This is a genomic window from Allobosea sp. (assembly GCF_051860145.1).
Classification (GTDB): Bacteria; Pseudomonadota; Alphaproteobacteria; order Rhizobiales; family Beijerinckiaceae; genus Allobosea.
In genome coordinates this window covers 103,350-110,794 of record NZ_JBHYEM010000015.1, presented here as the reverse complement: position 1 = coordinate 110,794, position 7,445 = coordinate 103,350, and the positions used below count along the sequence as shown (strand labels likewise).

Genomic DNA, 7,445 nt, shown 5'->3' with positions numbered 1-7,445 from the left:
ACTGTCCTGCTGCGCGTGACCGAGATCCAGGCCGAGCGCGTGCGCCCCTTCGAGGAGGTCGCCGGCGAGGTCAGGAACGAGGTCGCCGCCAGCAAGGCGTCGAGCCAGATCGGCGAGCTGCACGACAAGATCGAGGACCAGCGCGCCGCGGCCAGGCCGCTGGCCGAGATCGCGCGCGAATTCAATCTGCCGGTCCGCGCCGTCGGACCGGTCGATGCCGGACTGAACAAGCTCGATGGCACGAAAGAGCAGCCGCTGCCGGGCGGCGACGCCACGCTGCCTGCGATCTTCCAGTCCGATATCGGCGTCGACAACGAGGCGATCCGCCTGCCGCGCGACGCCGGCTATGTCTGGTTCGACGTCACCAAGATCGACCCGGCGCGCGAGCGCGGCTTCGACGAGGTCAAGGCCGAGGTCGAGGCGCAATGGCGCGCCGACGAGATCGCCAGCAGGCTTTCGGCAAAGGCGCGCGAGCTGGTCCAGCGGCTCGATACGGGCGAGGCCTTCGACGCGGTCGCCGCATCCGCGGGGCTGACGAGCGAGCAGGCCAAGGATCTCGGCCGGCAGGACCAGAAGCCGGAGCTGCCCGCGAACGTGGTCAGCCTGATCTTCGGGACGGCGGTGAGCAAGAGCGGCTCCGCCAGCGGCGCCGAAGGCGCCGGGCGCGTGCTGTTCAAGGTCGATTCGGCCACCGTTCCGCCCTATGCCCGCACGACGCAGGAGGCTGAAAACTTTGCCCGCCTGCTCGGCTCCAGTGTCAGCGAGGACATCCTCGCGCAATATGTCGGCAAGCGGCAGGCGGAGCTCGGGGTTTCCCTCAATGAGGCTGCCTTCCGGAACGCCACCGGCGGCACGCAGAACTGATGTCGACCCCGCCCGATATCGAGGCTTTCGCGCAAGCCTATGACGCCGGCACGCCGCAGCTCCTGAGGCGCGTGCTCGTCGGCGATTGCGAAACGCCGGTCGCGGCCTTCCTGAAGCTGCGCCACGCCACCGAGGGGCCGGCTTTCCTGCTCGAATCGGTCGAGGGCGGCGCGGTGCGCGGGCGCTACTCGATGATCGGGGTCGAGCCTGACCTGATCTGGCGCTGCCATCGCGGCGAGGCGTCGCTGTGCCGGCCGGCGCTGGGCGAGACCTTCCTGGCCGATCCGCGCCCGGCCTTCGAGAGCCTGCGCGCATTGCTGACCGAGAGTGCCATCCCGGCTGCCGACGACCTGCCGCCGATGGCGTCCGGCATCTTCGGCTATCTCGGCTACGACATGGTCCGGCTGATGGAGCGTCTGCCGGAGCCCAAGGATACGGGCACGGGCGTTCCGGACGCGATCCTGATGCGCCCGACGCTGATGGTCGTGTTCGATTCGATCCGGGACGAGATCCATCTGGTGACGCCGGTGCGGCAGCAGCCCGGCATCGCCGCGCGTGCCGCTCACGAGCGCGCGCAGGAACAGCTGGACAGGGTCGCGGCGGCGCTGGAAGGCCCCCTGCCCTCCGAAGCGGAAATCGATATCGCCAACCTGCCGGAACCCGCCATCGCGTCGAATACGACCGAGGACGAGTTCCACGCGATGGTCGCCAGGGCGCAGGACTATGTCCGCGCCGGCGACATCTTCCAGGTCGTGCTCTCACAGCGCTTCGAGGCGCCCTTCGCATTGCCGCCCTTCGCGCTCTACCGGGCGCTCCGGCGCGTCAATCCGGCGCCCTTCCTGTGCTATCTCGATTTCAGCGACTTCCAGATCGTCTGCTCCAGTCCGGAAATCCTGGTCCGGCTGCGCGACGAGACCGTCACGATCCGGCCGATCGCCGGCACCCGCAGGCGCGGCGCGACGCCCGACGAGGATGCGGCGCTGGCCGACGAACTGCTGGCCGACCCGAAGGAGCGCGCCGAGCACCTGATGCTGCTCGATCTCGGCCGCAACGATGTCGGCCGCGTCGCGCAGATCGGCTCGGTCAAGGTGACGGATTCCTTCTTCATCGAACGCTACAGCCAGGTCATGCACATCGTCTCCAATGTCGAGGGCAGGATCGACCCGCAGCACGATGCGCTTGCCGCGCTCGCGGCCGGCTTCCCCGCCGGCACCGTCTCGGGCGCGCCGAAGGTGCGGGCCATGGAGATCATCGACGAGCTCGAGCATGACGCGCGCGGCGCCTATGGCGGCTGCATCGGCTATTTCGGCGGAAATGGGGAGATGGACACCTGCATCGTGCTGCGCACGGCGGTGGTCAAGGACGGGCGCATGCATGTCCAGGCCGGCGCCGGGATCGTCTATGATTCCGACCCCGCCTCCGAACACCTCGAATGCGTCAACAAGGCCAAGGCGCTGTTCAAGGCTGCCGAGGAGGCGATCCGGTTCGCGGCGCGGACCGGGCGCGGACAATAGGTGCCTGACGCGGACATGGCCGATGAGGGTGGCCATACCGTCGTCGAGGTCCTGCAGATCTTCAGCCAGGCGAGCACCCGCCCCTGCCTGGTCCGGACAGCGGATGACCGGCTCCATGTCATGAAACTGGCCGGCGCCGGCCCCGGGCCGCGTGGGCTGCTGATCGAATTCCTCGCGCTTCGCTTCGCCCGGCTGCTTGGCGCCCCTGTCCCGGAGGCGACGCCGGTCCTGCTGCCGCAAGGCTTTCCCTGGATGGTCGGCACCGACGAGTTTGACGAGATGATCCAGCGCAGCTTCGGCTGGAATCTCGGGGTCGGCTATGTCCCGGATGCTGAGCTTGCGGCGGTTGAAACATTCGACGAAGCCGACGCCGCAGCACTCACGGCGACGGGTGAAGCCGACCGCTTCCTGCACAATGTCGACCGGACGGCCAAGAATCCCAATCTGTTGCGCAACGCGCAACGGCGGCTCCGGGCGATCGACTTCGACGCCTGCCTGTTCTTCGACCGGGCGGTTTCAGGCCGGATCCCCGAGAGCTTCCCGCTCCCGCGCGGGCATCTCCTCTCCGATCTCGAGAAACGACCGCCTCTGATCCGGCTCGATCCGGAGGCTTGCCGCGCCTGGTTGACTGAAGCGCCGGCGGAATGGCTGGCGACGACTGGCCGCTCGCCTGCGGAGCTTGCCAGCGCCCTCGCCAGCTATGTCGAAGCCTGGAATGGCCAGCGCTGGCCGTGACCTTTCCTCAGCGCGTCCGCGCGACACGCATATCCGCAAGCTTGACCGCGCGACCCGGTAGCGGGCATGACCATCGCTGAAACCCGGGACCGGAACCGCCCAAGCTCATGCGCATCCTGCTGATCGACAATTACGACAGCTTCACCTGGAACCTGGTCCACCTGATCGGTGGGCTCGGCGCCGAGGTCGAGGTGCGCCGCAACGACGCGCTCAGCGCCGAGGAGGCGCTGGCCGGCGAACATGACGCGATCGTGCTGTCGCCCGGTCCCTGCACGCCGAACGAAGCGGGCATCTGCCTCGAACTCGTGCGCCAGGGCGCCGACAAGGTGCCTATCTTCGGCGTCTGCCTCGGGCTGCAGGCCATTGGCCAAGTCTTCGGTGGCGAGGTCGTGCGCGCGCCGGTTCCGATGCATGGCAAGCTCTCGACGATCTCGCATCGGGCGCGCGGGCTGTTCCATGGCGTCAACGGCCCGATCCAGGCGACGCGCTACCATTCGCTGATCATCGCGCGCGAGAGCTGCCCGGCCGAGCTAGAGATCGAGGCCGCAACCGAGGACGGGCTGATCATGGCGCTGTCGCATCGCGAGCTGCCGGTGCATGGCGTGCAGTTCCACCCCGAAAGCATCGCGTCGGAACATGGCGCGACGATCCTGCGCAATTTCCTGACGATCGCCGAGCGATGGTCCGCCACGCAGGACCGCGCCGCCCTTTCCGAGACAGCCTGACCTTTCGAGCAATCATGGACGATTTCAAACCCTTCATCGCCAAGGTAGCGACCGGCGCCTCGCTCTCCCGCGAGGAGGCCAGGGACGCCTTCGACACCATCCTCTCCGGCGAGGTCACCAATGCCCAGGCGGCCGCCTTCCTGATGGCACTGCGCGTGCGCGGCGAGACCACGGAGGAGATCGCCGGCGCGGTCAGCGCGATGCGCGGCAAGATGCTGCCCGTCAAGGCGCCGGCGGAGGCGATCGACATCGTCGGAACCGGCGGCGACGCCTCGGGCTCCTACAATGTCTCGACTCTGGCCGCGATCATCACAGCGGCTTGCGGCGTACCCGTCGCCAAGCACGGCAACCGGGCGGCCTCGTCCCGGTCCGGCGCGGCCGACGTGCTGACGGCGCTCGGCGTCAAGGTCGGGCTCGAGCCGGCCGGTACCGAGCGCTGCATCAAGGAGGCCGGCGTCGGCTTCATGTTCGCGCCGACCCACCACGCCTCGATGCGCCATGTCGCGCCGGTGCGCACCGAACTCGGCACCCGCACGATCTTCAACCTGCTCGGCCCGCTCTCGAACCCCGCCGGCGTGAAGAGGCAACTCGTCGGCGCCTTCTCCGAGACCTGGCTGGAGCCGATGGTGCGGGTCCTGGCCTCGCTTGGGTCCGAGCGTCTCTGGGCCGTGCACGGCTCCGACGGGCTCGACGAGATCACCACCACGGGCCCGACCCGCGTCGTCTCGCTCGACAAGGGCAAGATCGAGAGTTTCTCGATCAGCCCCGACGATGTCGGATTGCCGCGCGCGAAACCCGAGGACCTGCGCGGCGGCGAGCCGGCGCAGAACGCCGAGGCGCTGCGGGCCGTGCTCGACGGCAAAAAGACGGCCTTCCGCGACATCGCCGCATTCAACGCCGCGGCCGCGCTGGTCGTGGCAGGTCAGGCAGGCGACTTGCGGGACGGCCTGACACGCGCCACATCCGCCATCGACAGCGGCAAGGCCAAGGCGGTGCTGACGACGCTGGTCGCGAGCTCGAACGCTTGAGGGCGCCATGACCGACATCCTGGCCCGGATCGAAGCCTATAAGCGCGGGGAGATCGCCGCCGCGAAGCTCGCCGTGCCGCCGGCCGAGATCGAAAGGCGGGCGCAGGCCGCGTCGCCGGCGCGTGGCTTCACGGCTGCCCTGGCCGCCAAGCACACGGCCGGGCAGCCGGCGCTGATCGCCGAGATCAAGAAGGCGAGCCCGTCCAAGGGGCTGATCCGCGCTGATTTCGATCCGCCGTCCCTGGCCCGCGCCTATGCCGATGGCGGCGCGGCCTGCCTCTCGGTCCTGACCGACGCACCCTCCTTCCAGGGCCGACCGGAATTCCTGGAGCAGGCGCGCGCGGCAAGCGGACTGCCCGTGCTGCGCAAGGATTTCCTCTACGAGCCCTACCAGGTCTTCGAAGCGCGGAGCTGGGGGGCGGACTGCATCCTGATCATCATGGCTGGCGTCGACGACGCGACCGCGCGCGCGCTGAACGAGACGGCGGCCGGGCTCGGCATGGACGTGCTGGTCGAGGTCCATGACGAGGCGGAACTCGAGCGTGCGCTGAAGATCGACAGCCGCCTGCTCGGCATCAACAACCGCGACCTGCGCAGTTTCTCCGTCGATCTCGCCGTCACCGAGCGGCTTGTCTCGCTGGTGCCGGCAGACCGGATCATCGTCGGTGAAAGCGGCATCTTCAGCCATGCCGATATCGGGCGGCTGCAGCGGGTGGGTGTGAACAGCTTCCTCGTCGGCGAGAGCCTGATGCGGCAGGAGAATGTTGCCGCAGCGACGCGCGAACTCCTCACCGGCTCGGCGCGCGACGCGGCATGACCAGGCTCAGCCATCTCGACGCCCAGGGCCAGGCCCATATGGTCGATGTCGGCGGCAAGGAAGAGACGGCGCGGATCGCCATCGCCGAAGGCCGAGTCGTGATGCAGGCCGCGACGCTGGCCATCGTGCGTGACGGCGACGCCAAGAAGGGCGACGTGCTCGGCACCGCCCGGCTTGCCGGCATCATGGCGGCGAAGCGTACGCATGAGCTCATCCCGCTTTGCCACCCGCTGCTGATCAGCAAGATCGCGGTCGACCTGACCCTGGACGAGGCCTTGCCCGGCGTACGCATCCGCGCAGAGGTCAAGATGAAGGGCCAGACCGGGGTCGAGATGGAGGCGCTGACCGCCGTCAGCGTCGCCTGCCTCACGGTCTACGACATGGTCAAGGCGGTCGACCGGGCGATGCGGATCGAGGATATCCGGCTCGTCCACAAATCCGGCGGCAAATCCGGCACGTTCGATTCGACCGAGGGCGCAGGATGAGCCTCACACCGGTTTCTGATGCCCTGAAGGCATTGATCGCGAGCGTTCCCGCCCCGACTGCAGCCGAGATCTTGCCTCTGTCGCGCTGCGCCGGGCGGGTGCTCGCCGCTGACCTGAAGGCGCTGCGGACCCAGCCTCCCTTCGCTAATTCCGCCATGGATGGCTATGCGGCGCGCGCCGATGATCTTGTGCCGGCAAATGAACTGCGTGTGATTGGCGAAGCCGCCGCCGGCCGGGCCTTCGCCGGTTCGGTCGGCCCCGGCGAGGTGGTCCGCATCTTCACCGGCGCGCCCTTGCCGGAGGGGGCGGATACGATCCTGATCCAGGAGGACGCCGACGGCGTCGGTACCGCCACGATCCGCGTGCGCGAGGGCGCCGCCAAGGGCCGCTTCGTGCGACCTGCCGGGCTCGATTTCAGCGAAGGCGACGTGCTGCTCAAGGCCGGCAGCCGGCTCGACAGCGCTTCGCTCGGCCTCGCCGCCGCGATGGGCCATCCCCAGCTCGCGGTGCGGAAGAAGCCGGTGGTCGCCATCCTCGCCACCGGCGACGAGCTCGTGCAGCCTGGCGAGCCGGTCGGCCCGGACCAGATCGTCGCCTCGAACAGCTTTGCGCTGGCCGCGCTGGTCGAACAGGCCGGCGGAACGGCGCTCGATCTCGGGATCGCACGTGACGACCATGCCGATCTCGCCGACAAGATCGGCAAGGCCCGCAGCGCCGATGCCGATGTCCTGATCACGCTCGGCGGCGCCTCGGTCGGCGAGCATGACCTCGTCCAGGCCGCGCTCAAGGCCCAGGGCATGGATCTCGGCTTCTGGAAGATCGCGATGCGCCCCGGCAAGCCGATGATGACCGGGCGCCTCGGCCGCATGGTCGCCGTCGGGCTGCCGGGCAACCCGGTCTCGTCGATCGTCTGCGGGCATCTCTTCGTCGTGCCGCTGCTGATGGCGCTGCTCGGCATGCCGGAGCCCGAGCGCGACCGCAGCGAGCCTGCCCTTCTCGGAAAAGATTTGCCGGCGAATGATGAGCGGCAGGACTATCTACGCGCCGAACTCGCGCTCGGACCGGACGGCTGGACCGCGACGCCCTTCGCCAAGCAGGATTCCTCGATGCTGGCCGCCCTGGCGAAGGCTGAGGCCCTCGTCATCCGCCCCGCTTTCGCTGAGCCGGCAAAGAGCGGTGACGACTGCCGGATCATCCGCCTGCGCTGAGCTCCGCTTGCGGAACACACCGCGAACATGTATGGTGTTCGTGATTTGTTTCGATTCTGCGCCGCTGGG

At 68.7% G+C, this 7,445-nt stretch carries 7 protein-coding genes and 1 pseudogene; all 8 read left to right on the top strand.

Going from position 1 to position 7,445, the window contains the following annotated elements; genetic code table 11:
- Positions 1-864 (top strand): annotated as a pseudogene (locus tag ACTIF2_RS21070) (peptidylprolyl isomerase); the annotation flags it as partial.
- Positions 864-2,378 carry an anthranilate synthase component I gene (gene trpE, locus ACTIF2_RS21065; protein ID WP_439499074.1) on the top strand — a complete coding sequence of 505 codons (1,515 nt, stop codon included), beginning with the start codon at positions 864-866 and terminating at the stop codon, positions 2,376-2,378. The pseudogene ACTIF2_RS21070 and the gene trpE, both read left to right, overlap by 1 nt.
- A gap of 15 nt (positions 2,379-2,393) precedes the next feature.
- A complete protein-coding gene (locus ACTIF2_RS21060; RefSeq protein ID WP_439499073.1) occupies positions 2,394-3,113 on the top strand; it encodes a HipA family kinase in 720 nt (239 codons plus the stop codon).
- Positions 3,114-3,220: 107 nt separating this feature from the next.
- Entirely contained in the window at positions 3,221-3,838 is a 618-nt protein-coding gene (locus ACTIF2_RS21055) for an anthranilate synthase component II (RefSeq protein ID WP_439499072.1), read from the top strand.
- Positions 3,839-3,852: 14 nt separating this feature from the next.
- Entirely contained in the window at positions 3,853-4,866 is a 1,014-nt protein-coding gene (trpD, locus tag ACTIF2_RS21050) for an anthranilate phosphoribosyltransferase (RefSeq protein WP_439499071.1), read from the top strand.
- Positions 4,867-4,873: 7 nt separating this feature from the next.
- A complete protein-coding gene (trpC, locus tag ACTIF2_RS21045; RefSeq protein ID WP_439499070.1) occupies positions 4,874-5,683 on the top strand; it encodes an indole-3-glycerol phosphate synthase TrpC in 810 nt (269 codons plus the stop codon).
- Complete coding sequence (gene moaC / locus ACTIF2_RS21040) at positions 5,680-6,168, top strand: cyclic pyranopterin monophosphate synthase MoaC (protein ID WP_439499069.1); 489 nt, start codon at positions 5,680-5,682, stop codon at positions 6,166-6,168. Before trpC ends, moaC begins: the two co-directional genes overlap by 4 nt.
- Entirely contained in the window at positions 6,165-7,376 is a 1,212-nt protein-coding gene (locus ACTIF2_RS21035; RefSeq protein WP_439499068.1) for a molybdopterin molybdotransferase MoeA, read from the top strand. Before moaC ends, ACTIF2_RS21035 begins: the two co-directional genes overlap by 4 nt.
- Positions 7,377-7,445: the final 69 nt, after the last annotated feature.